General features: G+C 68.7%; 26 protein-coding genes. 21 read left to right on the top strand and 5 right to left on the bottom strand.

Annotated elements, in window-relative coordinates; genetic code table 11:
- Nucleotides 1–7 precede the first annotated feature (7 nt).
- The 10 genes from TSH20_RS22920 to TSH20_RS22870 all read left to right on the top strand — a co-directional run bounded on the left by TSH20_RS22920 (nt 8) and on the right by TSH20_RS22870 (nt 7157).
- On the top strand, nt 8–511 hold the full coding sequence (locus tag TSH20_RS22920; RefSeq protein WP_247871393.1) for a hypothetical protein: 504 nt from the start codon (nt 8–10) through the stop codon (nt 509–511).
- On the top strand, nt 508–1320 hold the full coding sequence (locus TSH20_RS22915; RefSeq protein WP_109156498.1) for a 4Fe4S-binding leucine-rich repeat protein: 813 nt from the start codon (nt 508–510) through the stop codon (nt 1318–1320). Before TSH20_RS22920 ends, TSH20_RS22915 begins: the two co-directional genes overlap by 4 nt.
- A gap of 29 nt (nt 1321–1349) precedes the next feature.
- On the top strand, nt 1350–1682 hold the full coding sequence (locus tag TSH20_RS22910) for a nitrogen fixation protein NifZ (protein ID WP_109156499.1): 333 nt from the start codon (nt 1350–1352) through the stop codon (nt 1680–1682).
- Between the two features lie 43 nt (nt 1683–1725).
- The gene (locus tag TSH20_RS22905) at nt 1726–2031 is read left to right on the top strand and encodes a nitrogen fixation protein NifZ (protein ID WP_063635114.1); all 306 of its coding nucleotides are present in this window, start codon (nt 1726–1728) and stop codon (nt 2029–2031) included.
- Nucleotides 2032–2045: 14 nt separating this feature from the next.
- A complete protein-coding gene (locus TSH20_RS22900) occupies nt 2046–3197 on the top strand; it encodes an aminotransferase class V-fold PLP-dependent enzyme (RefSeq protein WP_247871394.1) in 1152 nt (383 codons plus the stop codon).
- A gap of 39 nt (nt 3198–3236) precedes the next feature.
- A complete protein-coding gene (gene nifT / locus TSH20_RS22895; protein ID WP_109156501.1) occupies nt 3237–3446 on the top strand; it encodes a putative nitrogen fixation protein NifT in 210 nt (69 codons plus the stop codon).
- A 5-nt stretch (nt 3447–3451) separates the two neighbouring features.
- Nucleotides 3452–3736 (top strand): hypothetical protein, encoded by a 285-nt coding sequence (locus TSH20_RS22890; RefSeq protein WP_109156502.1) that lies wholly within the window; start codon nt 3452–3454, stop codon nt 3734–3736.
- Nucleotides 3737–4963 (top strand): DegT/DnrJ/EryC1/StrS family aminotransferase, encoded by a 1227-nt coding sequence (locus TSH20_RS22885; RefSeq protein ID WP_109156503.1) that lies wholly within the window; start codon nt 3737–3739, stop codon nt 4961–4963. It begins immediately after the preceding gene.
- Between the two features lie 23 nt (nt 4964–4986).
- Nucleotides 4987–5874 carry an SIR2 family protein gene (locus tag TSH20_RS22880; RefSeq protein ID WP_109156504.1) on the top strand — a complete coding sequence of 296 codons (888 nt, stop codon included), beginning with the start codon at nt 4987–4989 and terminating at the stop codon, nt 5872–5874.
- Nucleotides 5875–6101: 227 nt separating this feature from the next.
- Nucleotides 6102–7157: a lipid A deacylase LpxR family protein gene (locus TSH20_RS22870; protein WP_109156505.1), complete on the top strand. Its 1056-nt coding sequence runs from the start codon at nt 6102–6104 to the stop codon at nt 7155–7157.
- A 4-nt stretch (nt 7158–7161) separates the two neighbouring features.
- On the opposite strand, the gene TSH20_RS22865 is transcribed toward TSH20_RS22870, so the two are convergent.
- Nucleotides 7162–7806, bottom strand: a complete 645-nt coding sequence (locus TSH20_RS22865) for a DUF4337 domain-containing protein (protein WP_109156506.1) — start codon at nt 7804–7806, stop codon at nt 7162–7164.
- Between the two features lie 222 nt (nt 7807–8028).
- Here TSH20_RS22865 and TSH20_RS22860 point away from each other — a divergent pair, with 222 nt between their 5' ends.
- The 10 genes from TSH20_RS22860 to TSH20_RS22815 all read left to right on the top strand — a co-directional run bounded on the left by TSH20_RS22860 (nt 8029) and on the right by TSH20_RS22815 (nt 20364).
- Entirely contained in the window at nt 8029–8595 is a 567-nt protein-coding gene (locus TSH20_RS22860) for a septation protein A (RefSeq protein ID WP_109156507.1), read from the top strand.
- A 119-nt stretch (nt 8596–8714) separates the two neighbouring features.
- Nucleotides 8715–9026 (top strand): twin-arginine translocase TatA/TatE family subunit, encoded by a 312-nt coding sequence (locus tag TSH20_RS22855; RefSeq protein WP_109156508.1) that lies wholly within the window; start codon nt 8715–8717, stop codon nt 9024–9026.
- A gap of 180 nt (nt 9027–9206) precedes the next feature.
- Nucleotides 9207–10313, top strand: coding sequence for an SPOR domain-containing protein (locus TSH20_RS22850; RefSeq protein ID WP_247871395.1), 1107 nt, complete (start codon nt 9207–9209; stop codon nt 10311–10313).
- A gap of 267 nt (nt 10314–10580) precedes the next feature.
- On the top strand, nt 10581–10982 hold the full coding sequence (locus TSH20_RS22845; protein WP_109154510.1) for a response regulator: 402 nt from the start codon (nt 10581–10583) through the stop codon (nt 10980–10982).
- Nucleotides 10979–13165: an exonuclease domain-containing protein gene (locus tag TSH20_RS22840; RefSeq protein ID WP_109156510.1), complete on the top strand. Its 2187-nt coding sequence runs from the start codon at nt 10979–10981 to the stop codon at nt 13163–13165. The genes TSH20_RS22845 and TSH20_RS22840 overlap by 4 nt, the downstream gene beginning before the upstream one ends.
- Nucleotides 13162–13410, top strand: coding sequence for a hypothetical protein (locus tag TSH20_RS22835; protein ID WP_109156511.1), 249 nt, complete (start codon nt 13162–13164; stop codon nt 13408–13410). Before TSH20_RS22840 ends, TSH20_RS22835 begins: the two co-directional genes overlap by 4 nt.
- A 9-nt stretch (nt 13411–13419) precedes the next feature.
- On the top strand, nt 13420–16227 hold the full coding sequence (locus tag TSH20_RS22830) for a sensor histidine kinase (RefSeq protein WP_109156512.1): 2808 nt from the start codon (nt 13420–13422) through the stop codon (nt 16225–16227).
- Nucleotides 16228–16507: 280 nt separating this feature from the next.
- Nucleotides 16508–18205, top strand: a complete 1698-nt coding sequence (locus tag TSH20_RS22825) for a response regulator (RefSeq protein WP_109156513.1) — start codon at nt 16508–16510, stop codon at nt 18203–18205.
- A gap of 72 nt (nt 18206–18277) precedes the next feature.
- Nucleotides 18278–19972: a PAS-domain containing protein gene (locus tag TSH20_RS22820; protein ID WP_109156514.1), complete on the top strand. Its 1695-nt coding sequence runs from the start codon at nt 18278–18280 to the stop codon at nt 19970–19972.
- A complete protein-coding gene (locus TSH20_RS22815; RefSeq protein WP_109156515.1) occupies nt 19969–20364 on the top strand; it encodes a response regulator in 396 nt (131 codons plus the stop codon). Before TSH20_RS22820 ends, TSH20_RS22815 begins: the two co-directional genes overlap by 4 nt.
- Nucleotides 20365–20387: 23 nt before the next feature.
- Here the strand turns inward: TSH20_RS22815 and moeB are convergent, their stop codons facing one another.
- Genes moeB through TSH20_RS22795 form a run of 4 tightly spaced genes read right to left on the bottom strand, consistent with a single transcriptional unit; the run spans nt 20388 to nt 24612 of the window.
- Nucleotides 20388–21545, bottom strand: a complete 1158-nt coding sequence (moeB, locus tag TSH20_RS22810) for a molybdopterin-synthase adenylyltransferase MoeB (RefSeq protein WP_109492986.1) — start codon at nt 21543–21545, stop codon at nt 20388–20390.
- 9 nt (nt 21546–21554) lie between these two features.
- Nucleotides 21555–21833: a MoaD/ThiS family protein gene (locus TSH20_RS22805; RefSeq protein ID WP_247870982.1), complete on the bottom strand. Its 279-nt coding sequence runs from the start codon at nt 21831–21833 to the stop codon at nt 21555–21557.
- The gene (locus TSH20_RS22800; RefSeq protein WP_109156516.1) at nt 21830–23233 is read right to left on the bottom strand and encodes a TfuA-like protein; all 1404 of its coding nucleotides are present in this window, start codon (nt 23231–23233) and stop codon (nt 21830–21832) included. The genes TSH20_RS22805 and TSH20_RS22800 overlap by 4 nt, the downstream gene beginning before the upstream one ends.
- A 14-nt stretch (nt 23234–23247) precedes the next feature.
- Nucleotides 23248–24612 (bottom strand): YcaO-like family protein, encoded by a 1365-nt coding sequence (locus tag TSH20_RS22795; RefSeq protein WP_109156517.1) that lies wholly within the window; start codon nt 24610–24612, stop codon nt 23248–23250.
- Nucleotides 24613–25166: 554 nt separating this feature from the next.
- On the opposite strand from TSH20_RS22795, the gene TSH20_RS35470 reads away from it, so the two are divergent.
- Nucleotides 25167–25478, top strand: a 312-nt coding sequence (locus tag TSH20_RS35470; RefSeq protein ID WP_211100361.1) for a hypothetical protein, incomplete at its 3' end; no start/stop codon positions are given.

Genomic DNA, 25478 nt, shown 5'->3' with positions numbered 1-25478 from the left:
GGAGGGGGTGGATGAGGACTGGCTCGCCCGCCGCTACTATGGCGGGGACCTTCCGCCCGAGGCGGAACGCTGCCTGCATCTGGCCGCCGCCAGCTATGCCGACAGCGCGGCGGCGCTCGCCCATCTCGTCCGCGCGGCGGAGATTGCTCCCGGCCATCGCCTCGTCGATCTCGGCCATTACAAGTTCCACTTCTACAAGGCGAACCTCGACCAAGCGCTGGTCTATGGCGAGCGCATGATCGGCCACGCCATGGCCGCCCTCGGCGTCAATCATACGGATTGGCGCACCATCACCCCCGCGACCGCCGACTTCCGCGGGCTGGAGCCGGCGCCCCGCCTGTTCCTGTTCGCCCTTATCGCCATCGGTTACCTGCTTCTGCGCACCGGCCGGCTCGACGCCGGGCGGGAGGCCCTGATCAAGGTCCGCGACCTCGACCCCGACGACCGCTTCGGCGCCGCCCGCCTGATCGCCGTCGCCGACCGACATGAGCTTGAGGAGGCCGACGCATGAGCGACGACATCCTCGAATCGCTGGACTGGCGCGGCGAACCGGTGGACTGCGCCGCCTGCGCCCACCGCGACCGCCGGCTTGATCCGGAGACCGCCGCCCTGCCGGCCGGCGGAAAAATGCCCGGCCGCTGTCTGCCACGGAAGGCCTGCGTGCAGGACCGCTATGCCAAGCGTATCCAGCGCTTCTTCGAATGGAACCCGGACCTCGCCGCCGGCCATCTCGACCATCCCTATTTCGAAGTGCGGGCGAATGCCGCGCGCTTCGCTCCGATCTTCCTACTTCTCCGGCTGATGGACGACCCGGACGAGACGGTGCGCTCCGTCCTGGCCCGCCGGCTGCCGCGCCGGCTGTTGCTGAAGCTGCGCGACGACCCGGACCGCGAAGTGCGGATCGCCGTCGCCAGCCGGTTGGAGGATGCCGACCTTGCCCCGCTGATGCGCGACCCTGACTGTTCGGTGCGGCTGCGCGTGGTGCGGCGGATCTCCGACGGCATGCTGCCGGCGATGATGCATGACGAGGATCCGGAGGTGCGGGTGGAGGTCGCCCGCCGCCTTGCCATGGACTGGCTGCCTAGCCTCGCCTGGGACGACAGCCCGCGGGTGCGGCTGGTGGTGGCGCAACGGCTGCCGACGTCGAAGCTGCACGTCCTGCTGCAGGATGCCGACTGGATGGTCCGCCTTGCCGTCGCCGGGCGGATCGACGCCGGACAGCTCGGCCCCCTGCTCGACGACCCGGAGGAGGAGGTGCGCGCCATCGCCCGCCAGCGCGCCGCCGGCCTCGCAATCGCCAACGATCTTCCGCCCCTGTAGCGGCCCCTCAACCCACGGAGCGCAGCCCGATGACAGAGACAGCCGCCCAAACCACCGCCCCTGGCCGCCGCGAACGCGCCCGCAACGCCGAGGATGCCAACGAGCTGGTCGGTCCGCCGGTGCTGGAACAGGGCTTCAAGGTCAAGGCGCTGCGCGACGTGCGCAATGACGGCACCTATCCCGGCCGTCCGGTCGGCGACTTCCTGATCCGCGAGGGCGATGTCGGCTACGTCATCTCCACCGGGACCTATCTGCAGATGTATTACATCTATGCCGTTGATTTTTATGAAAAACGGGTCGTCGTCGGCATGCGCGCGCGCGAGCTGGAGGTGATCGACGCCCACTGCAACGACCCCCAATGACCCCGTCCAAGACCCCGGTCCCCAGCTGATAAGGAGCCTCGCGATGTCCGACGTCGAAGCCGCTGCCAAGCCCGGTTTCATCCCGCCGCGCGAACCGCTGTACGACTGGGGCCTGCGGGTCACGGTGCAGGAGGACCTGTTCAACGACGGCAGCCATCCGCAGGTGCCGGACGGCGCGCTGCTGGCGCCGAAGGGCACGCCGGGCGTGATCGTCCGCGTCGGTCGCACCGAGGAAGGCAGCCTGCCGGTCTATCTGGTGGAGTTCCCCGGCGGCACCGTCGTCGGCTGCCTGGAGGAGGAGATCGTCCCGGCCGACGGGTCGCGGCGCGGTGTTCCGGGTGTGATGTGATGGGGGGTGATGTGATGACGATCTACCTCGACAACAACTCCACCACCGCCCTGGCTGCGGAAGTGCGCGAAGCAATGCTGCCGCACCTGTTCGGCGAGTTCGCCAACCCGTCCAGCCCGCATTCCGCCGGCATGGCCGCCCGCCGCGCGGTCAGCGAGGCCAAGGCACAGGTCGCCGCCCTGATCGGCGCCAGGCCGGCCGACCTCGTTATGACCGGCAGCGCCACCGAGGCGACGCACGCCGCCATCCTGGGCGCGCTCCGCGTCATCGAGGAGACCGACCATCGCCGCGACCACATCGTCACCACCGCGGTGGAGCACCCGGCGACGCTGGCCCTGTTCGACGACCTGCGCCAACGCGGCTGGCGCGTCACCATCCTGCCGGTGAACCGCGACGGCCTGCCCTCGCTGGTCGATCTCGCCGCCGTGGTGACGGAGGCGACGGCGCTGGTCTCCATGATGTGGGCCAACAACGAGACCGGCGTGCTGATGCCGGTGGAGGGCGCCTCCGCGATCGCCCACGCCCATGGCGCGCTGTTCCACAGCGACGCGGTGCAGGCGGCCGGTCGGGTGCAGGTCGACTGCGGCATCGCCGATTACCTGACGCTGTCCGCCCACAAGATGCACGGGCCGAAGGGCGTCGGTGCGCTCTATGTCCGCAAGGGCGCCCCCTTCCACGCGCTGATCCACGGCCATCAGGAACGCCGCCGCCGCGGCGGGACGGAGAATGTGCCGGGCATCGTCGGCTTCGGCGCCGCCGCCTCGCTGGCATCTCTCTGGCTGGACGAGGCAGACCTGATCGCCTTCCTGCGCGACCGTCTGGAACAGGGCATCCTCGCCCGCTGGCCGGGTGCGGTGGTGAACGGCGCCAGCGTCGCCCGGCTGCCCAACACCAGCAACATCCGCTTCGCCGACGGCCATGGCCATCCGATGGATGGGGAAGAGTTGCTGATGCGGCTCGACCGCGCCGGCATCGCCGTGTCGATGGGGGCGGCCTGCTCCTTCGGCAGCAACGAGCCGAGCCATGTGCTGACCGCCATGGGGCTGAACGACGCCGAGGCCGCCGCCAGCCTGCGCTTCTCGCTCAGCCGCTACACCACCGCGGCGGAGGTGGACGCCGTCCTGTCGGAACTGCCGGCGCTGCACGCCCGGCTGATCGCCGCCTGAGGCAAAAGACAATCAGAACAACAGGATGGAGTGTCCGCGATGAAGGTGATGATCCGCAAGGCGTCCGAGCAATACACGATCTACGTCGCCAAGAAGGACCTGGAGGAACCCATCGTCGAGATGGAGAAGCCGGGCCTGTGGGGCGGATGGATCAAGGTCGCCAACGGCTGGACGCTCGACCTGCCGGAGATGCCGGACGACACCCGCCTGCCGATCACCGTCGAAGCCAAGAAACGCGGAACGGAGTGACGCCCATGGCCCTGTCTCCCGAGCGCATCGACAGCATCGCCACGCTGGCCGGCCGGCTGTTCGCCGGGGGCGACAAGCTCGACGCCGTGGTCCGCGGCGTGCGCGAGGCCAACCCGGACCTGAAGACCGTCACCGGCGCCATGGCGGCGGTGATGGCCGAGGATCCGTTCCGGGAAGAGGCGGGCTTCGACCTGCATCTGGTGGACGGCAACAACCACTGCTGGCTCATCACCGACAAGCCGGAGCTTGCCACCGGTGTCGTGATCGCCCAACGGGACGAGGACGAGTGAATGAGCGATGCCGCCGCGGTTCTGCACCAGACCTCCCCCGCCCCAGCCCCCGCCGATGACGACGAGGTTGACGACTACATCCCCCTGACCGACCCGGACATCTCCGATGCGGAGGTCGAGATGCTCGGCCGCCTGCTGTCCTCCGGGACCTTGAGCGACGGGCGGATGGTGCGGGCGTTCGAGGATGCCTTCGCCGCCTATGTCGGCCGCGACCATGCCGTGGCGGTGTCCAGCGGCACAATGGCCACGCTGCTGATGCTGAAGGGATACGGCATCGGCGAAGGAGACGAGGTGCTGTGCAGTCCGTTCGGCTGGCATCAGGTGCAGCATGCGGTGGCGCTGTCCGGCGCCACGCCGGTGCTGGTCGACATCGATTACTGGCAGCACACCATCAACCCGGATAAGGCGGCGGCTCTGGTCACGCCGAAGACCAGGGCGATCCTGGCCGGCAACGTCAACGGCCACCCGGCCCATTGGGACGAGCTGCGCGCGCTGGCCGATGCCAAACACCTGATCCTGCTGGAGGATTCGACCGAAGCCATCGGCTCCACCTACAAGGGCCGGATGGTCGGCACCTTCGGCGACGCCGCGGTCTTCGACTTTTCAGAACCGGGCATCCTGCTGGCCGGCGAAGGTGGCATGATCGTCACCGACGACCGCGACCTCGCCCACCGCCTGCGCTACATGCGCCGGCGCGAGACGGAGCACCGCAACACCGTTGTCATCACCCGCACCCTGCCCTGGCAGGCGGGGATGAGCGACCTGAACGCCGCGCTGGCCCTGGTCCAGTTGAAACGCCTGCCGGAGATCCTGACCCGCCGCAATCTGGTCGTCGCCTATTACGACGCGGCGATGGCGAGCTTCGAGGGGATCAAGCCGCCCTATCGCGGGCCGGGGGCGGAGGTGGTCAACCCGATGGTCTATTGCGTCCATCTCGGCACCCGCTTCACCGCCTCGGGACGCCGCTCGATCATCGAGGATTTGGACACCCACGACATCGACGCCAGCGACTTCGGCCAGCCGCTGCACACCCAGCAATACTACATCGAAGCGCTGGGCGAAAACCGCGCCGGCCGCGGCGCCTGCCCGGTCTGCACCAAGACGGCCGACCGCGTGCTCGCTCTGCCGCTGCACCGCAAGATCACCCGCGATCAGGTCGCCTTCATCGTGGAAACGCTGAAGGACGCCAGCATCAACACCGGTGCCGGTGCGGCGATCTATCTGTGAATACCGAAAGGGAAGAGGCCACCATGACCGTCACCACCCTTGCAACCGATTCCGACTCCGTCACGGTTCCGGACGCCGCGGCGGCGCTGGCCGACATCGCCGCGGCGCTGGCGGCACGGCAGGTGGTGCCCTATCTCGGCCCCGGCGCCTTCGCCCTGCTTCCGCCCGACCAGTGCCCGATCCCGCGCAATTCGGCGGAGCTGGTGCAGCGCCTGAACGCCAAGGTCGCCGCCCCCGGCCGCATCCGCTCCAACCTGACCGCGGTCGCCCAGTTCATCGAAACGCGCAAGCACCGCAAGACGCTGGAGACCATCCTCAACGAGATCTTTCGCCAGACCGTACCGGTGCCCCCGGTCCATGCCCTGCTGGCTGCCATTCCGGCCCCGCCGTTGCTGGTCGACGTCTGGTACGACAATGTACTGGACAGCCTGCTGAGTGCGGCGGGCGACCGGACCTGGGGGCAGATTCAGGGGGTGTCGCATCCGCAATCGACCGGCGAATGGGTGCGCTACTACGCCCCCGACGGCACTGAGTCGACGGCAGAGGCGGCGGCCGGCTGGGACACCGTGCTGTACAAGCCGTCGGGCGCGGCGACGCCGGCCGGCAACTACCTGATCTCCGACAGCGACTATGTCGAGATCCTGACGGAGATCGACATCCAGACCCCGATCCCCGCCATCGTGAAGGATCGCCGCGCCGGCCGGCACTTCCTGTTCCTCGGCTGCCGCTTCGACCACGAGATCCAGCGCACCTTCGCCCGCCAGATCGCCAAGCGCTCCTCCGACAGCCATTGGGCGGTGATCCCCGGCGAGTTGTCGAAGAACGAGGCGCGCTTCCTGGCTCTGCACGGGATCAAGCGCATCGAAATGACGCTGGAGGAAGCGGTGGAGGGGCTGCGGGCAAGGGTTTGAATTGTTGGGGTGTCGGCTTCGGATGCCCCCACCTAGCCTCCCCCGCTGGGCGGGGGAGGGACTGCCGCTGCCTTTTTGAACAAGTACTTATCCCCTCCCCCGCCCAGCGGGGGAGGGTTAGGGTGGGGGCAATCGAAGCCGACACCCTACCCCCAAAGAAGCCGCACCGCAGCGCAACACACTCCCCCTCCGTCCGTTACAGTGCGAAACGGATGGAGCGTGCCGGAATGGTGACGAACAGCGGCCCCACTTTGGCCGCGGCATTTGCGACCCTGCTGCTGACAGCATCGGCGGCCATATCGGCGGCGAACGCGCAGGAAACCACCCCTCCCCCCGGCGATGAGCCGGCGACCTCCGGCCCGGCCATCGGCTTCTGGATCGACAACGACCTGTTCGGCGGCGGGACCGACCGCTATTACACGAACGGATTCCAGTTCTATTACTTCTCGGGCGCGCGGCCGACCTACGGCAACATCGACTGGCTGGCCAATCTGGTGCCCTGGATCGAGCCGGGCGGGGTGCGCCGCTATGGCTTCGCCTTCGGTCAGAACATGTACACGCCCAGCAATCTGACCGCCCGCAACCCGGACCCGCGGGACCGGCCCTATGCCGGCTGGCTCTATGGCCGGCTGTCGGTGCTGAACGAAGCGCCGACGGCGGTGGACCGCTTCGACCTAGACCTCGGCATGGTCGGCCCGGCCTCGCTGGCGGAGCAGACGCAGAAGACGGTCCACAAAATCGTCGACGGCGCCACCTATCCGGAGGGCTGGAATTATCAGCTGCGTGACGAGCCGGGCGTGGTGCTGAGCTACGAGCATGTCTGGCGCGACGAGAAGCCGAACAGCCTCGGCCCGGTGGAGTGGGACTTCAGCCCCCATGTCGCCGGCAGCCTGGGCAATGTCCTGACCTTCGCCGCGGCCGGGGCCACCGTCCGGCTGGGCGGCAACATGCCGCCGCCGGTGGGCGCGCTGGTGAATCGCCCAACCTCCAGCATCCCCTACCAGGACAATCCCTATTCGGAGCGGCCGGGGCGCTTTTCCTGGTACGTCTACGCCAGCGCCGAAGGGCGGGCGGTGGTGCGCAACATCTTCCTGGACGGCAACACGTTCCGCGAAAGCCGGTCGGTCGCCAAGCACCCCTTCGTCGGCAGCATGCAGGCCGGCCTGACCCTGCGTTACGGCCGCTATGGCCTGACCTATGCCCAGACCCTGCAGACGCCGGAGTTCCACGGCCAGAAATCGCTGACCAACTACGGTTCCCTGCGTCTGTCGGTCCAGTTCTGAGCCGTCAGAGGAAGGGCAGCGGCAGGATCAGGGTGAAGCCGTCCGCCGCCATCAGCACCCCGGCCGCCGCCAGCGCGCGGCTGGTCCACAGGATGAAGCCCTTGTTGGTGATGGCGAAGACCGACGCCAGCACGATGGCGAGCTGCAGCATGCCCTCGGCGAAGTCGAAATAGGGGTCCTGGGCCGCGGCATGGTCGCGCCGCAGCTCCGCCGCCTTCGCCTTGCCCAGCAGGTCCTTGCGGCTGTTCTTGCCCTCGTCGACCTCCATCCGTTCGGCCGACTGGCGGTATTCGGCGGAACGCTGCAGCGCCTTGGCCTGCGCGTCCGCGGGCATGCCGGCGGACAGCAGCTCGATCTCGTCGGCGGCAAGCCGCAGGCTGATCTGGCGCTGGGTCTTGGCCTGATAATAGGCGAAGCTGTCCGAGGCCTCGATGGCGCTGGCCATCAACTCCTTGCCCGCATTGGATCCGGCGACGCTGACGATGGCGAGCACCGCCGCCAGGACCGAAATGTAGATGGCGGTGGAGGTCTTCACCCCATGCCCGCCCTCTTCCCTGTCTTCCGAATGGTGCCGTCCGGCGGCACGGCGCTTGGCCTCCTCCCGCTCATGCGCTTCGTCGATCAGGTCCTTCACTTCGGCTGCTTCCATCGTCCCTCTGCCCTTCGTTGGAGGCCCGCCGATCGGCGGATGACGAAAGAGGTAGCGAAACACGCGACGCGAGAAAAGCCCCGCTTGCGATCTGGCGGCCCAGGCCGCGCGATGTCACCGCCGCACACACCTTAGTCAGCGAGCGTGGTAGCGCACCCGAATGTCCCGCACGCCAACATTCGCCCCTTTCATGGGCGGCCGGTTCGGGCTATGTCAGGGGGCATGAACCAGTTCGCACGCCTGGCGATCGAGGCCGGCCCGCTCGCCGCCTTCTTCGTTGCCAATTCGCAGGCCGGCATCATGACCGGCACCGCTGTCTTCATGGTCGCCATCACCATCGCGGTGGCGATGTCCTGGCGACTCGAACGCCGAATCCCGATCATGCCGGTGGTCGGCGCCGGATTCGTGCTGCTGTTCGGCGGCCTGACGCTATGGCTGCAGGACGATCTGTTCATCAAGATCAAGCCGACCCTGGTCAATCTGCTGTTCGCCATCGTCCTGTTCGTCGCCCATGCGATGCGGCGCAACGTGATGAAGCGCCTGCTGGGCACGGTGCTGAACCTGTCGGAGGACGGCTGGCGCACGCTGGGCATCCGCTGGGCCTGGTTCTTCCTGCTGCTGGCCGTGCTGAACGAGGTGGTGTGGCGGAACTTCGCCACCGACATGTGGGTCAACTTCAAGGTGTTCGGCATCATGCCGCTGACCTTGCTGTTCAGCGCCTTCCAGGCGCCGCTGATCATGCGCCACCAACTGCCGGAGGAGCCGGCGGAAAGCGGCCCGGCGGCCTGAGGGGCGTCCTTTATCACGGCGCTCCCGACAGCCGCCTCTTGTGCGGCGCGGAAGGGGCACTCACATTGGTGGCGACCGCGACGACGTCCGCTCCGACCGAATTTCAGAGGTATTGATCGATGGGCAGTTTCAGCATCTGGCACTGGTTGATCGTTCTGGTCATCGTGCTTCTCCTGTTCGGCGCCGGCAAGCTGCCCAACGTGATGGGCGACATCGCCAAGGGCGTGAAGGCCTTCAAGGCCGGCCTGAAGGACGAGGACGAGGCCAATCCGCCCGCGGCGACCACCGCCCAGGCCCCTCCCGCCGCGATCAACCCGGCCCCCGCCCAGCCGACCCAGTCCGCGGCCGCCCAGCCTGTCGCACCCCAGCCGGCCCCCACGCAGCCGGTCCAGACTCAGCCCGCCGATCCGGCCAAGCCGCACCAGGGCTGACGTCCCTTCTTTCGTGCCGCCCACCCGCCGGGCGCGACCGCATGGCGGTTTGATGGAGCGGCAAAATACGATAAAGAGAAGGGGCTTTCCGCAGCCGGGCCGTGTCACCGCGGCCCCGGCGATCGGAAGGCCCCTTTTTGCATTCAGCCGGCCCGCATGACGGGCAAGCGCGGGTCAACCGTGACGCTCCAGCCACCGCCCCGGCGGGCTCCCACCCTGACGACACCGACTTCCAAGGACGAGATGAAGGCCAACGGCAAACCTTCCGAGACTCCGCCGCCGGAGAACGAGGACATCGCCAAGCTGCTTCGCGCCTTGAACGAGGATCTGCGGGCCGACCCGCAGGACGAGGACGTGGAGTATGAGGAGGAGGAACCGGCGGGGCGCAGCCTGCCGCTGGGCAAGATCGCGCTCGCCCTGCTGGCGGCCGGCGGCATCGCCGTCGGCGTGGTCTATTTCGGCTCGGGCGATCCGGCACCGGTGACGACGGCCACCAACAGTTCGGCGCCGATGGTGCCGGCGCCGGCCATCACCCGCGCGCCCTCCTCCCCGGCCCCCGCACCGACCGCCGCACCGACCGCCACGGCCCCGACGACCGAAAGCCTGCCGGCTCCCGTCCAAACGGCACCGGTTCAGTCGGCACCGGTCCAGGCCGCGCCATCCGCCGCGCCGCCGCCTCCGGTCGCCGCCCTGCCCGCCAGCCCGCCGCCGGTCCTGAAGGTGCCGGAGCCGCCGGCGGTGCCAGCCACCGCCCCTGCCACCGCCCCTGCCACCTCGCCGAAACCGCGGGCCGCCGCCCCGACCGAGACCGCTCCTGCCGCGCCGGCCGCACAAAAGCCGGAGCCGACGAAGCCCGACGCGGCCAAGCCGGAACAGCCCGCCGCCGCGCCGAACGATTCCGGCTCCCTGCAGGCGATGCTGGCGCCGCCCAAGGATGCCGCGAAGCGTCCGCCTGCGGCATCGGCCGGCAATGGCGAGTCGAAGCCGAGCGCCAAGGCCCCAGCCCCGTCGGCAGCTCCCTCGGCAGCCCCCTCCGCCGCGCCGCCGGCCGGGCGCTATACCGTGCAGGTCGGCACCTTTTCGGTGACGGCCAACGCCGATTCGCTGGCCCAGCGGCTGCAGGGCGGCGGCTTCCAGGCCTATACGGTGGACTGGACCGACAGTTCCAATCGGTCCTGGCGCGCCGTGCGCGTCGGCGGCTTCCCCGATCCGGCCGCGGCCAAGCGCGAGGCGGAGCAGTTGAAATCGAAGATGGGGCTCAACCCGGTCGTCGTGACCACGCGCTGATCCCGGTCCGGGCCGGAGGCGATTCGCTGCCGGTTCTTGCCCCTGCGACACTGTGTCATCCAAACGAAAGCCCGGCGGCGACATTTGGTCGCGGCCGGGCTTTTTCTTGGGCTTAGTACCCCCGTTCTTTGGTCGGGGGAGCCGGGAGTGCCGCTTGATCCGTGCTTCTCTTTGCTCGTACCATGGACATTCCAGGGCACGAATGCATTGCCCCGGCCACAAATTGGGAAGCCGGCAAAAGACCGGCGTACCGGAGGACGCCCCGCCATGAAGCCGACCATCCTGGTTGTCGACGACGAGCCCAGCATCGTCCTGTCGCTCCAGGTCCTCATGCAGCGCGCCGGGTTCGACGTGCGCATCGCCCGCGACGGGGACGAGGCGCTGCGCTCGGTGGAGAATTTCACCCCCGACCTGATCCTGCTCGACGCGATGATGCCGAAGCGCGACGGCTTCGACGTCTGCCAGACCCTGCGGACCAATCCGGCCTGGAAATCGCTGCCCATCATCATGCTGACCGCGCGCAGCCGCGACGTCGAACGGCAGAAAGGCATGGCACTGGGCGCCACCGACTACATCACCAAGCCCTTCTCCACCCGCGACCTGCTGACCACCGTCCGCCGCCATCTGGGCCTGACCGCCGCGACCGGTGGCGGGGAGCCGTCGCCATGACCGCCCCCGCGCCCTCAGCCAATCCCCTGCCCCGCCGCATGATCCCGCTGGCCTTCCGCGCCGCCGGCCTCGGTCTGGTGGCGCTGGCGGTCGGGCTGGCGGCGGCGGTGCGCGGGTCGGACGCATCGGATCCGCTGCTGACCTATGCCGTGGTGATGACGGCGGCCTGCGCCACGGCGGTGTGGGGGCTCTGGCTGGCGGTCGACCGCTTTCTGCTGCGCGCCGCCGAGACCCTGAGCCGCGAGGCCGGGCTGATCGCCCATGGCAATGCGGAGGGGGCCGTCGGCGGCCGGGTGCCGCTCACCCGCTATGGCGACCTGCTGCCCATCGCCCGCGCGGTGAACGAGCTGTCGGACAAGCTGGCCCAGGTCCGCCGCGACATCGCCCGCACCGTCGCCGACCACACCGCCAAGGCGGAGGAGCAGAAGACCCAACTCGCCGCCGTCCTGCGCGACCTGCACGAAGGCGTTCTGGTCTGCAACACCAAGCACCAGATCCTGCTCTACAACCAGACCGCTCTCGACATCCTCCACCTTGCCGGTGACCTCGGGCTGGGCCGCTCGCTTCTGCATTTCGTGGTGGCGGAGCCGGTGACCCACACGCTGGAACGGCTGACCCTGCGCGTTCGCGAAGGCCGGCACCTCAACCACGAGCACGGCACCACCGCCCAGTTCGTCGGCGCCACCACCGACGGCCGCATCCTGCTGGAAGGCCGGATGAGCGCCATCCTGCAGGATCCCGACCCGGGGTCCGACGAGCCGCCGACCATCACCGGCTATGTGCTGACCCTGTCCGACGCCACCAGCGAGCTGGCCGCGCTTGGCCAGCGCGACGCCCTGCTGCGCGAGGCGACAGAGGGATTCCGCGCCCCCATCGCCAACCTGCGGGCGGCGGTGGAGACTCTGTACGACGCCCCCGACCTCAGCCCCGGAGACCGCGCCGCATTCGAAAGCGCGATGCTGGAATCCTGCGACAGCCTGTCGCAAAGGTTGGAGCGGGTGACGACCGCCTACCGCAACGTCGTCACCGGCAGCTGGCCGATGAGCGACATCCACTCCAACAACCTGATCAACCTCGTGGCCCACCGGGTTGGGGCGGAGACCGCCACCACGGTCACGCTGACCGGCCTGCCGCAATGGGTGCATGGCGACAGCCACAGCCTCGTCCTGCTGTTCGCCTATCTGATCGGGCGGGTCCAGGCGCTGACCGGCGCCAACGCCTTCGACCTGGAAGCCGCCGGGCCGCAGGATGGTGACCGCTGGGTCTATCTCGACCTCGTGTGGGAAGGGCCGGCGGTGCCCAGCGCCACGCTGGACGGCTGGCTGGACCAGACGCTGCCCGGCGGCCTCGGCGGCCTCAGCGCCGGCGACGTGCTGCAGCACCACCGCAGCACCGCCTGGAGCGAGCCGCTGCCGAACGACCTGCCCGGCAGTGCCGGCCGCGCCCGGCTGCGCGTGCCGCTGCCGCCGGCACAGTCGCCACGCACCGCCCAGCCGCGCGCACGGGCCGGCGCCCGCCCGGAGTTCTTCGATTTCGGGCTGCTGCACCAGCCTCTGGCGACCAGCGAGCTTGGCCGCACGCCGCTGGACCGGCTGCATTACGTGGTGTTCGATACCGAGACCACTGGCCTCTCGCCCAGCACCGGCGACGAGATCATCCAGATCGCCGCGGTCCGCGTCGTCGGCGGGCGCATTCTGACGGGCGAGACATTCAACACGCTGGTCGATCCCCGGCGGCCGATCCCGCCGGAATCGATCCCCTTCCACGGCATCACCGACGGCATGGTGACGGGCAAGCCGACCATCGACGCCGTGCTGCCGCAGTTCCGCAGCTTCGTCTCCGGCGCGGTGATGGTGGCGCACAACGCCGCCTTCGACCTGAAATTCCTGAAGATGAAGGAACGGGCGGCGGGGGTGTCCTTCGACTGCCCGGTGCTGGACACCATGCTGCTGTCCCGCATGCTGCTGGGCAATGACGGCGACCACACGCTGGACGGCATCGCCGAACGGCTGGGCATCGCGGTGGTCGACCGTCACACCGCGCTGGGCGACAGTCTGGTCACCGCCGCGATCTTCCTGCGGATGGTCGAGATGCTGCGCGAGCGCGACGTGCGGACGCTGGACGACGCCATCCGCGGCGCCAACATCCTGGTCGAACTCGCTGCCCGGGAACGCGCCTTTTGAGCGCGCCTGACGGTGAAGCGGGCCGGGACCCGGGCCGGGAATCTGGCCACGACACGGTCTCCGGCCGCCACCGCGACCGGATGATCGGCTTGTTCCTGCTGGCGGCGGCGCTGTTCAACCCGCCGCTGCTCGGCCTGTTCGGGGTGGAGGGGAGAGTCCTGGGGGTACCGGCGCTCTATGTCTGGGTGTTCGGCCTGTGGGTGGCGGTGATCGCGCTGGCCGCGCTGGCCGGCCGGAAACGATAGGGGCGCGGCATGGAGGTCGGACTGGATTGGACCGCCGTCCTGATCGCCGCCCTCGCCTACCTTTCCGCCCTGTTCGCCATCGCCCATTGGGCCGACCGGCGGGAGGCGGCGGGGCGAAGCGTCATTGCCTCGCCCACCGTCTTCGCGCTGTCGCTGGGCGTCTACTGCACGACCTGGACCTTCTACGGATCGGTCGGGCGGGCGGCGACGCTGGGCATCGGTTTCCTGCCGGTCTATCTGGGCCCCACCCTGCTGATGCTGCTGGCACCGCTGGTTCTGCGCAAGATCCTGCGGATCGCCAAGACGCAGCGCATCACCTCCATCGCCGATTTCCTCGCCAGCCGCTATGGCCACAGCCCGCTGCTGGGCGGGCTGGTGGCATTGACCGCGACCGTGGGCGTGACCCCCTACATCGCCCTGCAATTGAAGGCGGTGGCCGTCAGCTTCGACGCGCTGACCGGCGGCGGCGGGCTGGGTCCGGCGGAGGGTCCGTTTCTCGACCATGGCTTCCTGATCGCGGCGGTGATGGCGCTGTTCGCCATCGTCTTCGGCGCCCGCCAGATCGACGCGGCGGAGCACCATCCCGGCATGGTCGCCGCCATCGCTCTGGAATCCCTGGTCAAGCTGGTGGCTTTCCTGGCGGTCGGGCTGTTCGTCGTCTGGGGTCTGCAAGACGGTCTGGGGAGCCTGTTCGATGCCGCCGCCGCCCGTCCCGACCTCGCCCGCCTGATGGGCAGCGATCCGGCACTCGGCCATACGCCGGCGGGAAACGGGCCAGTGGGAAACGGGCCGTGGGGCGCCTGGGTCACCACCACCATCCTGTCGGCCGCGGCGATGCTGTGCCTGCCGCGCCAGTTCCAGGTGATGGTGATCGAATCGGTTGACGAGCGCCATCTGGACCGGGCGGTCTGGCTGTTCCCGCTCTATCTCCTGCTCATCAACCTGTTCGTGCTGCCGGTTGCCCTGTCGGGGCTGCTGACCTTCGGTGGACGGCTCGATCCGGACCTGTTCATGGTCGCCCTGCCGCTGAGCGGCGGAGCGGACTGGCTGGCGCTGCTGGCCTTCCTGGGCGGGTTGTCGGCGGCGGCCGGGATGATCGTCGTGGAGTCGGTGGCGCTGTCCACCATGCTGTGCAACGATCTGGTGATGCCGATCCTGCTGCGCACCCGGTCGCGGGCGCTGGCGCGCTCCGCCGATCTGGCGCCGCTGCTGCTGTCGGTCCGGCGCATCGCCATCGTCGCGATCCTGCTGTTCGGCTACGCCTATTTCCGGCTGGCGGGATCGGCCTACGCGCTGGTGTCGATCGGGCTGATCTCCTTCACCGCGGTGGCGCAGTTCGCCCCGGCCCTGATCGGCGGCCTTTACTGGCGCGGAGCGACCCGGCGCGGCGCCATCGGCGGGGTAACGGCCGGGACGCTGGTCTGGGCCTACACCCTGCTGCTGCCCAGCTTTGCGCGGTCGGGCTGGCTGCCGGCCAGCTTCATCGCCGACGGGCCATGGGGCATCGCCGCCCTGCGGCCCTATGCGCTGTTCGGGCTGGAGGGTTGGGATTCGCTGGCGCATTCCCTGTTCTGGACCGCGCTCGCCAACATCGGTGCTTATGTCGGCCTGTCGCTGTTCGACCGGCCCGGCGCTGCGGAGCGGGCGCAGGCCGCCGCCTTCGTCGATGTCTTCCAGTTGGCCCCGAACGGTGCCGTGCCGCTGCGGGAAGCACCACCGGACTGGCGCAGCGCCGCCAGCGTCGGCGACCTCACCCGCGTGGTCGCCCGTTTCCTCGGGCCCCAGCGCGCCGAGCGCGCCTTTGCCGGCGCCGATCCGGACGAGCCGGCCGGGCCGGAACGGCTGCGGCTGGCCGAGCGGCTGCTGGCCGGCGCGATCGGCGGGGCGTCCGCCCGCGTCGCCCTCGCCTCCTCCGTCTCCGCCGGGGCGGTGGAGGCGGCGGAGCTTCTGCGCATGCTGGACGAGACCAGCGACGTCATCGCCCACAGCCGCGAGCTGGAACGCAAGACCGCGGAACTGGAGCGCGCCACCGACGCCCTGCGCGCAGCCAATGAACGGCTGACCGAGTTGGACCGGCTGAAGGACGATTTCCTGTCCACCGTCACCCACGAACTGCGCACGCCGCTGACCTCGATCCGGGCGCTGAGCGAGATCCTGCACGACGACCCCGACCTCGAGTCCGACCAGCGGCAGGAGTTCCTGGCCGTCATCATCAAGGAGAGCGAGCGGCTGACCCGCCTGATCAACCAGGTGCTGGACATGGCGAAGATCGAGGCCGGGGCGCTGGACTGGCGCATCGAGACCATCGACGCCGGACAGGCGCTGACCGAGGCGGTCGCCGCGACGGAGGCGCTGTTCCTGGAGCGCGGCATCACCCTGTCGGTCGGCATTCCGGACCGCCTGCCGCCGGTGCGCGGCGATGTCGACCGGGTGATCCAGGTCGTCGTCAACCTGCTGTCCAACGCCGCCAAATTCACGCCGCCCGGCGGCCGGACCCGGCTGGAGACCCGGTTGGAAACTGGCTTCCTGCGGGTGACCGTGAGCGACAGCGGACCCGGCGTTCCGGCGAAGGACCGCGAACTGGTGTTCGACCGCTTCCGCCAGTCCGGCGACACGCTGACCGGCAAGCCGGCCGGCACCGGCCTGGGGCTGGCCATCGCCAAGCGAATCGTCGAGCATCTCGGCGGCCGGATCGGGGTGGCGGACGCGCCGGCCGGGCCGGACCCCGAGTCGGGCAAGGGCGCCGCATTCTGGTTCACCCTGCCGCTCGCCGGGAGCGCGGCCGATGTCCCGGAGCTTGGAGAGCGGCGGGAGTGATCGGGCACCGATCCGCTACAATGGTCTGGCGGGGCCGCAATCCCGTGTTATCCTGCAGGATATCCGCGCCCCACATCAAAACCCCACATTGAAAAAGGATTTCCGCTTGCGGTCCGGCCCAAGCTCTCGCCCCGAGCGGCATACAACCGATGGGGTGCCATACGCCACAGCCCTTCCCGTTCGGACGATGCGCGCTTATGGTAGGCTGCGCGGAACCGGGCGCCATGCGGGTCCGGCGGAGCGGCCCGCCTGTCGGGCGGGTTGGCGGTAGGAAGGCGGGATGGGCAAGATACTGGTTGTCGACGACGAGCGGGACGTCCAGACGCTGATCATGCAGCGTTTCCGCCGCGCCGTACGTGCCGGCGAACTGGAATTCCTGTTCGCCCATGACGGCAAGGAGGCGCTGGAGACCCTGCGCTCCCGTCCCGACATCGACATGGTTCTGAGCGACATCAACATGCCGGGCATGGATGGGCTGACCTTGCTGGACCATCTGCCGCAGGTGAATGCCGACATCCGGGCGGTGATGGTGTCGGCCTACGGCGATCTCGGCAATGTCCGCGCGGCGATGAACCGCGGCGCCTTCGACTTCATCATCAAACCCATCGACTTCGCCGATCTGGAAGCCACCATCCACAAGACGCTGGAGGCCTGCCGTTCCGTGCGCCGGCTGCGCGACGCGCTGCAGGAAACCCGGACGGCGGAGGCGGCGTCGCGCGCCCAGGCCGCCCGCCTGCGCCGGGTCCTGGACGGCAGCCCGATCGGCGTGGCGATCATCACGGAAAGCGGCGAGCTGCTTTACTGCAACCAGCGCTGCACCGACCTGTTCGGCGTGCCGGCGGAGACGCTGCAGCTTCACTGCGCCCCCACCCTGTTCCGCCATGTCCAGGACCGGCTGACGGGGCGGCCATCGGAAACCGAGGCCCTGTCGGCTTCGGAAGAGATCCATTACGTCCGCGAGGACGGGCGCACGGTGTGGATGGCGATGTCCGTCGACCGCACCAACTATGAAAGCAAGCCGGTCTTCATCGTCTGGCTCTATGACATCACCGAACGCAAGGTGCAGGCGGAAGCGTTGCGCCGTGCCAAGGATTCGGCCGAACAGGCGCTGGCCGATCTGGAACGCATGCAGTCCGACCTGATCCGGGCGGAGAAGATGGCGGTGATCGGACAGCTGATCGCCGCGGTCGCGCACGAGATCAACACGCCCGTCGGCATCGCGCTGACCGCAGCGACCCATCTGCAGACCGCGTCGGAAGCGATCATCCTGACCTTCAACGGCGGCCAACTGCGCAAAAGCGATTTCCAGGAGTATATCGGCACGGCCAGCGAGGTTTCGACGCTTCTGGTCGCGAACATCGAACGCGCCGCCGCCCTGATCCAGAGCCTGAAGCTGGTGACGGAGGGCAAGGCCAACTCCCCGCGCAGCCGCTTCGACCTGCGCGACTATCTGGCCGACATTGTGCTGGCGGTGCAGGTGCAGCCGGCCGCGTCCAGGCACCAGCTTGTGCTGGACTGTCCCGACGGCATTGCCCTCGACACCTACCCCGGCGCGCTGACCGAGGTGCTTCTGGCCCTGCTGACCAATGCCTTCGCCCACGCCTTCGAGACGGAACCGGCCGCGGCGGCCGTCGTGGAAGGCGTCGGTGCGATGGCCGCCGGCGGAACCGATGGCCTGGAAGAGGGGCCGGATGGCAGCCGGAACCGCCGGGGCCGGGTCACGGTTTCGGTCCGGCTGCTCGACAACGATCGGATCGAACTTGGCGTCTCCGACAACGGCCGCGGCATCCCGGTCGACATCCAGCCGCGGCTGTTCCAGCCCTTCGCCACCACCCGGCGCGGATCGGGCAGCATGGGGCTGGGGCTTTATGCGGCGTTCAACCTCGTTACCGGCAAGCTGGGCGGCGAGATCGACATCGACAGCGTGGTCGGCCGTGGAACGACCGTGATCCTGCGCCTGCCGCTGGATGCCCCCTGACACGGCTTGGATGACCACCTCGCAAGACCGATACGGGCGACGGGAAACAGGCGACGGGAAACGGACACGGACATGGACGATTTCACCAACCGTAAGGTTTTGCCGCCCCGATCCGTGCAGGAAGCCCTGGACCTTGGGCGCGTCTATCACGACCAGCTCGTCGCCGCGATGCCCGGTCTGCTCGTGCACTGCAACGACACCATTCTGCATTGCAGCGCTACCCTCGCCCGCCTGCTCGGATATGAGTCGGCCGAAAGCATCCAGGCACTGCCCGGCGCCATGACGCTGGTCCCCGAAGACGACCGGCACACGGAACAGGATGTCTACACGCGCTGCCTGAAGGGATTGATCCGGTCGCAGGTGCGCCGGATCAAGCGTCACCGCGCGGACGGCAGCGTCCAATGGTTCGACCAGCTCATGGAGTCGGTGGACTGGGGCGGCCGGCCGGCGGTGATGGAGATGCTGACCCTGATGCGCCCGCTGGCCGCCAATGCCGAGCTGCCGCACCAGGAGCAGTTGTTGCAGGCGGCGATCGACGCGATGCCGAACGGCGTCCTGATGTTGGATCGCGACCTGAATGTCGAAGGCGCCAACAGCGAATTCTATCGGCTGTGGGATTATCCCATCGGCATGTTCCCCCCCGGAACGGCCGTTGCCTTGATTTTGACCTACAACCACGCACGCGGCGATTATGGCGACGTTCCCTGTGAAGAGACCGTCGCGGAATTGTGCTCCCGTTATCTGGTCAAGGGGGTCTTCAACTCCGAGCGCCGCGTCCCGAACGGCCGCACCCTCGATATTCGCACCGCGCCACGTGCCGATGGCGGCTATGTCATCACCCACCATGACATTACCGACCGCAAACGCATCGAAGATGAACTTCGGCAAGCCAAGGAGCGTGCCGAAGCGATCCTGAAGGAACTGCGTGAAACCCAGCGGCAGTTGATCGTGCAGGAAAAGATGGCCGCACTGGGCCAACTGACCGCCGGAATTGCCCATGAATTGAAGAACCCACTGAACTTCGTCAACAATTTCGCTGAGCTTTCGGGAGAATTGCTGGACGAGTTGCTGGAGCTGCTGGAGCCGCTGAACGGCCATCTGGATGATGCCACACGTATCGATGTCAACGACCTGGCCGGCAGCCTGCAAGGCAATTTGCGCAAGATCGCCGACCATGGCCGGCGCGCCGACGGCATCGTCAAAAGCATGCTGGCCCATTCGCGTGGCGGCGGTGGCGAGTGGCAGGCGACGGATCTGAATGCGCTGGTCGACGAGGCGTTGACCCTGTCCTACCATGCCTTCCGCGCCCAGGATCGTGCCTTCAACGCCATATTGGAAAAGCACTTCGACCTTGTGGTCGGCGAGGTGAAGCTGGTGCCGCAGGACGTGTCGCGTGTCCTGGTCAACCTGTTCACCAACAGCTTCTACGCCATCCGGAAACGCCAACTGATCTGCGGCGACCCGAATTTCGCGCCAAGGGTCGACGTTACAACCTCTGCAAGCGCCGCCGACGTGTCGATCCGAATCCGGGACAATGGCATCGGCATGTCGCCGGCCGTCCTCGACAAGCTGTTCACACCCTTTTTCACCACCAAGCCGACCGGGGAGGGGACCGGGTTAGGCCTTTCGCTGAGCTATGACATCGTGGTACATCAGCACAGGGGGCGATTCGACGTGTCCAGCGTCGAGAACGACCACGCCGAATTCACAATCACGCTGCCACGTGCAGCGACCGCGGTGTCGTTAGGGGAGCGCCGAAAGACATGACCCTGGGAATTCTTGTCGTCGACGACGAACCCGACATCGAGGATCTGTTCCGCCAGCGCTTTCGTGCCGAGCTCCGCCGGGGTGAATTGGTCTTTCATTTCGCCGCTTCGGCCGAGGAAGCGTTGCAGAGTCTGAACTCCGGACTGCAACCGGAGGCGGTGCTCGTTCTTAGCGACATCAACATGCCGGGCATGAGCGGGCTGGACCTGCTGGAGCGCCTGCGGGTCGACTCGCCGGACGTGCCGGTCATCATGGTCACCGCCTATGGCGACAACGAGAACCGCCGCCGGGCGCTCGACATTGGTGCCGCGGATCTGGTGACCAAGCCCGTCGATTTCGTCGCGCTGAAAAAGCTGGTCCACAGCGTCATCGAGCAGAAAAGCGCCGCCTGACGGGGCATCCCGGTCCATTCCGTTCATGCCCCGCACACGGCGGTGATGTCGGTCAGTTCGGATGATGCGCCGGTCGCGCAGGACGGGCAGTGCGGGTCGACCGGAACCGCGATCTCGCTGAACTCGCCCCGCAGGCCATCATAGAGCAGGAGGCGGCCGGCCATCGGCTCTCCCAGCCCCAGCAGAAGCTTGATCGTCTCGGCCGCCATGATGGTGCCGATCACGCCGGGCAGCACGCCCAGCACGCCGGCCTCGGCGCAGGACGGCGCGTATTCGGCCGGCGGCGGTTCCGGGAACAGGCACCGGTAGCACGGGCGCACGCCCGGCGCGGCGCGGCCGAACACGGAGACCTGGCCTTCGAACCGGAAGATGGCGCCGTAGACATTCGGCACGCCAAGCCGCAGGCAGGCATCGTTGACGAGATAGCGCGTCGGCAGATTGTCGGATCCGTCGACCACGACGTCATGGCCGGCGAGCAAATCCAGCACGTTGGCGGCTTCCAGCCGGGCTTCGTGGGCCACCACCTCGATGGTCGGGTTCAGGTCGAGCAGCGCGGTGCGTCCGCTCTCCACCTTGCGCTGCCCCAGCCGGCTTTCGGCATGCAGAATCTGCCGTTGCAGGTTGCTGCGCTCCACCCGGTCGTCGTCGATCAAGGTCAGCCGGCCGACGCCGGCGGCAGCCAGATACAGCGCGATCGGCGACCCCAGGCCGCCGGCGCCGATCAGGGCGACGCGGCTGCGCAGCAGCTTGTGCTGTCCGGCCTCGCCAACCTCGGGCATGGTCAGGTGACGGCGGTAGCGCTCGCGCTGGGCGGCGTCGAGCCGCGGCGGCACCTCCACCGGCAGGCCCGCGGCCTTCCAGGCGGAGAAACCGCCGGCGACCGAACGCACATCCCCATAGCCCAGCCGCAGCAGATCCTCGGCCGCGAACAGCGACCGGGTGCCGCCGGCGCACATCAGCAGGATCGGGCGCGCCGGATCGGGCGCCGCGTCTTCGATGCGCAATTCCAGGAAACCGCGCGGCAGGCGCAACGCCCCGGCCGGCGTGCCGGTCGCCGTCTCCTCGTCCTCGCGGACGTCGACGAGCAGGGCGCCTTCGGCCTGGAGGGACTGTGCCTCGGCGGCGGCGACCTCCGGAATACGGGCGCGCAGGTCAGACAGGCGCCGGTCCTTCAAGCTCATGACTGCTCCTCAACCACCCGCCAAGGCGACCATCAGCGTCAGGGTGGCGCCGGCCGGCACTGCCGCCTCCAAGCCACCCAGACGCCGCACGTCGTCGCGACCGAGATAGACGTTCACGAAGCGGCGCAATTCGCCCTCCGCGGTGAACAGCCGGTCACGGAACGCCTCCTGCCCGGCGGTCAGCGCCGCCAGCGCCTCGCGCACAGTGGCCCCCGGAACCGCCACCTGATCCTTCCCGCCGACGAAGCCACGCAGCGGGGTCGGAATGCGAATCGTCACCTCGGTCACGCCTGCATCTCCTCTTCGGGAAGGGCCTCCGCGGCCTTGCCAAGCGCCGCCTCCGCCTCGGCGGCCAACCGGCGGAACAGATCGCGCACCTGCTTGGCCCGCATCAGGTCGATGCGCAGGTCGAGCACGTCCTTGAAGCCGTTCTCGTTGGCCCAGACGTCGGCCGGCGCATCCATGCGGCAGTTGGTATGGGCGAGATGGTCGGCGATCAGCTCATCGATCGAGTCGGTCGGCTGCTGGCTGTTGTCGCCGAAATGGAGCGCCATCACCTGTTCGATCAGCGCCGCCTCCTCCGCCGTCGCCTCGTACAGCCCGCGCAGGCGCAGTTCGTTCAGCACCGGCTTGGTCGTGCGCGCCAGCATGCGGCGGGGGATCAGCCAGCGGATCATCGCCCGCTCGACCGCCAGTTCATGGATCAGTTCGGCGAATTCGGCGTCGGTCAGGTCGTTGCGGCGACACCAATCGGCCAGCGCCTCCGGGCTGCCGAGCTTCCTTGCGTTGCAAAAACGCCAGACCTCGGCATCGACCGCCGCCTGATCGACGGTCACGCCGACCACCTCCGCCAGTTGAATGATCAACAGCCGGCCGAGCGCCGCCTTGTTGATCTGGGCGAAATCCGGACGGTGCAGCGCCGCATGGCTGGCAATTTCCGACAGCGGCACGCTGTACCCGCCATGGGCGACGCGCCGGTCACGCTCGTACAGAACGTTGAATGCGTGCGAGGCGTTAAAGGTGAAGGGGGCCGGACGCGGCGGCATGATCAGGCTGGCGAGATGGCTCAGCAGCGCCTCGGCGTCGCGGCGCTTCTGGTCGACCGCACCGACCGCCAGGAAGGCTTCGATCCGCTCCGCCTCCGCGTCGGTCAGCCCGGCATCCGCCCAGATGCGGTCGCGCTTGCGGTCGGTGAAGTAGAGCCGCTTCGCCGCAGCAATCACCCGATCGTGCAGATCGGCATCGACCACCCCTGCCGCCCGCGCGGCCGCCATGCTGGCGCGCAGATTCACCAGTGGCTCCGACAATGGGAAATAGCCGTCCTCCGGTCCGGCATGGGCAAGCGCGACCTCGTCGTCGCCGGTCAGGCGGCCGTCGATGAACTGCCGCGCCACCTCGCCCACCGGCACCATGCCGAAGGGATGGCACTCCGCAGCCCGCAATGCCCCCATGCTGGAGGCGCCATAGACGGCGACCCCCTGATGCAGGGCGAACAGGATCTCCTTGTGCCAGACCGATAGCGACTGGCCGAACACGCCGTCGATCAGGGCGATCACGTCCGGGCGATGAATGGTCATCGCGCTGAGGACGTCCGCCTGCGCCGCCGGCGGCAGATAGATCGCGTCGGGCAGCAGCGCCCGGGCGTCGTCCAACGGCATCGTCGGGCCGAGGAACACGCAGATCTTCATGCGCCCCTTCCTGTTCATGCGACCGCTCCCAGCAGACCGGCCTGCGCCTGCAGTGCCTTGGCAAAGGCCAGGGGGCGTGCGCCCGGGGTGTAGAAATCGAAAAGATAACCTTCCAGACCGGGCACCACCACCCGCACGACCGGAATGCCGATCTCCGGCTGGGTCAGGTCGAAGACCAGGGCCTGTTCGATGCCGGACCGGCGCAGAACCTCCAGCAGCAGCGCAATATCGCCCTCGAAGGTCGGCGCCGAAAGATTCGCGTGACGCCGGCCGTCCACGTTGCACGGCGTGCTTTCCAGCGCCGCGATTTCCGCCGTGCCGTCGGCGTTCTGGTTGCGGATCAGGTCGCGGCGGAAGAAGTCGTCCCGCGATCCCGCGATCAGCACGAGGCGCGACTGCACCGCTTCGGTCAGGGCACGGCACATGGCGACCGCCGGCTCCAGATGGCTGCCGTAGCCGCGATGCATGCCCGTCTTGCGGACATCCCGGTCATAGACCATCGCCATATAGCTCGGCACCCCCATGTCGGTGGTGACGTCGAACAGCAACGGACAGATGCCGGCTTCATCGAAACGGCGCAGCAGATCGAGGACGGAGGGCGCGTCGATGGTCGACAGGTCCACCCGCGGCATCGGAATGCGCAGCGCGTCGCTGGCATAGCGCCAGCACGCCACCGAGTCGCGCTCGATCACCTCGTAGAGGCCGGCGGCGATCGCCTCAAGGATGTGGTTGCCGCTGGCCAGTCCGTTGGTCCCCATCGCATAGAAGCTGCGCAGGCCGGGCCGGGCGACCGGATTGCTGTAGAGGCCGACGGAGGTCCACGGCGCGGCGACCGGGCGTCCGTTCATCAGATCCCAGCCCCAGGTCCAGAATTCCGGATTGTCGGGACGAAAAGCTCCGCCCTTGGTGCCGGGGATCCGGTCGAGCGGAATGCGCCCGTCGGCGGGCAGCTGGTTCCAGCTGACCTCCAGATAAGGAAGCTGCAACGTCTCGGCGTGGTAGAACTCGATCGCCTCCATCGCAGCCGACACGGTGGCGGCGGCAAGGCTGAAGCCCTTGCCGGCACTGCCCGACAAGGTGGGGCTGTTGGGCCGGTGACCCAGCACCGTGTGGATGCCCAACCGGTCGAGCCCGGTGACGTCGGCCAGCCGGGTGATCCCGCAGCGCGCGAAATGGGGGGAGATACGCACCAGCGTCTCTTCAGGCGTCGCCGTGCGATGGGTGCCCAGGAAGAAGCGCTTGGCCGCATTGTGGACGGTATCGCCCAGCCGGATACCGAACGGCGCCGCTCCATTCGGAGCGGGAGAGACACCGGGCTGCAGTGCGGCCGGAGGCGGCGATGCCGGGCGGCTTTGATCGAACGAAGCGTTGACTGGCATGGGTGCGGTCTGGGCCCTCGGCTGCGGCCGGTTCGGAAAGGGACGTCAGCATTCATCGTCCCACCGCGATCGGCAAGAGCCAACTCGGCGGAACCACTCAGCGGAACTAGCGTGACGCGGGGGCCGGACGCCGCGAGGACGCCGACCCCCTCGACATCACGACTTGACCGGCGTGTCGTCGTCGGTCGCCGCCGGATTGGCCGTGCCCGCAGCACTGGCCGCAGGGGACGGAGCGCCCGCCGCGGCAAACCCGGCCATGCCAGCAGCGCTGGCCGCAGGAGACAGTGCACCCGCCGCAGCGAACCCGGCCATGCCAGCAGCGCTGGCCGCAGGCGACGGAGCACCCGCCGCGGCAAACCCGGCCATGCCCGCAGCGCTGGCCGCAGGAGACAGAGCGCCCGCCGCAGCGAACCCGGCCATACCCGCAGCGCTGGCCGCAGGAGACGGTGCGCCAGCCGCGGCGAACCCGGCCATTCCCGCGGCGCTGGCCGCAGGCGACGGTGCGCCAGCCGCAGCGAACCCGGCCATGCCAGCAGCACTGGCCGCAGGAGACGGTGCACCAGCCGCAGCGAACCCGGCCGTGCCAGCGGCGCTGGCCGCAGGCGACGGAGCGCCCGCCGCAGCGAACCCGGCCGTACCCGCAGCGCTGGCCGCAGGCGACGGAGCGCCAGCCGCAGCGAACCCGGCCGTACCCGCAGCGCTGGCCGCAGGCGACGGAGAACCCGCCGCAGCGAACCCGGCCATGCCCGCGGCGCTGGCCGCAGGAGATGGTGCGCCAGCCGCAGCGAACCCGGCCATGCCCGCAGCACTGGCCGCAGGAGACGGTGCGCCTGCCGCAGCGAACCCGGCCATACCCGCAGCGCTGG

It is taken from the genome of Azospirillum sp. TSH20, from assembly GCF_003115935.1.
Classification (GTDB): Bacteria; Pseudomonadota; Alphaproteobacteria; order Azospirillales; family Azospirillaceae; genus Azospirillum.
Note: the sequence above shows the minus strand (reverse complement) of the source record. Positions and strands in the feature narration are given on the sequence as shown.

Bases quoted from the DNA above. Each gene is read 5' to 3' on its own strand.
- TSH20_RS22915 (WP_109156498.1), top strand. From the start codon at position 508: ATGAGCGACGACATCCTCGAATCGCTGGACTGGCGCGGCGAACCGGTG.
- TSH20_RS22910 (WP_109156499.1), top strand. From the start codon at position 1,350: ATGACAGAGACAGCCGCCCAAACCACCGCCCCTGGCCGCCGCGAACGC.
- TSH20_RS22905 (WP_063635114.1), top strand. From the start codon at position 1,726: ATGTCCGACGTCGAAGCCGCTGCCAAGCCCGGTTTCATCCCGCCGCGC.
- TSH20_RS22900 (WP_247871394.1), top strand. From the start codon at position 2,046: ATGACGATCTACCTCGACAACAACTCCACCACCGCCCTGGCTGCGGAA.
- nifT (WP_109156501.1), top strand. From the start codon at position 3,237: ATGAAGGTGATGATCCGCAAGGCGTCCGAGCAATACACGATCTACGTC.
- TSH20_RS22890 (WP_109156502.1), top strand. From the start codon at position 3,452: ATGGCCCTGTCTCCCGAGCGCATCGACAGCATCGCCACGCTGGCCGGC.
- TSH20_RS22885 (WP_109156503.1), top strand. From the start codon at position 3,737: ATGAGCGATGCCGCCGCGGTTCTGCACCAGACCTCCCCCGCCCCAGCC.
- TSH20_RS22880 (WP_109156504.1), top strand. From the start codon at position 4,987: ATGACCGTCACCACCCTTGCAACCGATTCCGACTCCGTCACGGTTCCG.
- TSH20_RS22870 (WP_109156505.1), top strand. From the start codon at position 6,102: ATGGTGACGAACAGCGGCCCCACTTTGGCCGCGGCATTTGCGACCCTG.
- TSH20_RS22865 (WP_109156506.1), bottom strand. From the start codon at position 7,806: ATGGAAGCAGCCGAAGTGAAGGACCTGATCGACGAAGCGCATGAGCGG.
- TSH20_RS22860 (WP_109156507.1), top strand. From the start codon at position 8,029: ATGAACCAGTTCGCACGCCTGGCGATCGAGGCCGGCCCGCTCGCCGCC.
- TSH20_RS22855 (WP_109156508.1), top strand. From the start codon at position 8,715: ATGGGCAGTTTCAGCATCTGGCACTGGTTGATCGTTCTGGTCATCGTG.
- TSH20_RS22845 (WP_109154510.1), top strand. From the start codon at position 10,581: ATGAAGCCGACCATCCTGGTTGTCGACGACGAGCCCAGCATCGTCCTG.
- TSH20_RS22840 (WP_109156510.1), top strand. From the start codon at position 10,979: ATGACCGCCCCCGCGCCCTCAGCCAATCCCCTGCCCCGCCGCATGATC.
- TSH20_RS22830 (WP_109156512.1), top strand. From the start codon at position 13,420: ATGGAGGTCGGACTGGATTGGACCGCCGTCCTGATCGCCGCCCTCGCC.
- TSH20_RS22825 (WP_109156513.1), top strand. From the start codon at position 16,508: ATGGGCAAGATACTGGTTGTCGACGACGAGCGGGACGTCCAGACGCTG.
- TSH20_RS22820 (WP_109156514.1), top strand. From the start codon at position 18,278: ATGGACGATTTCACCAACCGTAAGGTTTTGCCGCCCCGATCCGTGCAG.
- TSH20_RS22815 (WP_109156515.1), top strand. From the start codon at position 19,969: ATGACCCTGGGAATTCTTGTCGTCGACGACGAACCCGACATCGAGGAT.
- moeB (WP_109492986.1), bottom strand. From the start codon at position 21,545: ATGAGCTTGAAGGACCGGCGCCTGTCTGACCTGCGCGCCCGTATTCCG.
- TSH20_RS22800 (WP_109156516.1), bottom strand. From the start codon at position 23,233: ATGAAGATCTGCGTGTTCCTCGGCCCGACGATGCCGTTGGACGACGCC.
- TSH20_RS22795 (WP_109156517.1), bottom strand. From the start codon at position 24,612: ATGCCAGTCAACGCTTCGTTCGATCAAAGCCGCCCGGCATCGCCGCCT.